General features: G+C 50.3%; 1 protein-coding gene. It reads right to left on the minus strand.

All coding sequences use genetic code 11. The features are described from left to right. Positions 1-51: 51 nt before the first annotated feature. The coding region (locus tag CA598_RS31775) for a minor capsid protein (protein WP_218832650.1) at positions 52-451 on the minus strand (400 nt) is incomplete at its 5' end.

Consider the following 451-nt stretch of genomic DNA (forward strand, 5'->3'; position numbering starts at 1 on the left):
CTTATTTTGGACGTACTAAAAAGAGCCGCCTGATAACGGACATCCCTGCGTTTATAACGATGTGGTTAGCGTAAAGTTAATAGAATATAGCGCTCGGTTATTCGCGTCAGGCCCGAGATACCACGGCGCCGACTGGTCCGCCAGACACTTAACGACGCGCGTAGTTCCGATCATAAATTCCGCCTTACCGTGGAGCGCTTCGAATATTGCGTTTGCCTTCGCTTCTGCCGTTGCGGATGACTTCGCGCGAATGACGACTTGAAATGACGGATAAGCAACGGACGACCATTCTTTCGGTGGTGGTCCGCCCGTTATCCGCGTATAAGCGCAATCATCCGGATTTGCCGTTGTAAACTCGTTACCAACTACGGTAAATCCCGGAACGATTAAGCGGACGGTTGCGTTAATATCTGCGACTGTTAATAGCGCCATTATACGTCCACCTCCGTTA

This window comes from Paenibacillus sp. VTT E-133291, from assembly GCF_002264395.1.
Lineage (GTDB): Bacteria > Bacillota > Bacilli > Paenibacillales > Paenibacillaceae > Paenibacillus_AQ > Paenibacillus_AQ nitricinens.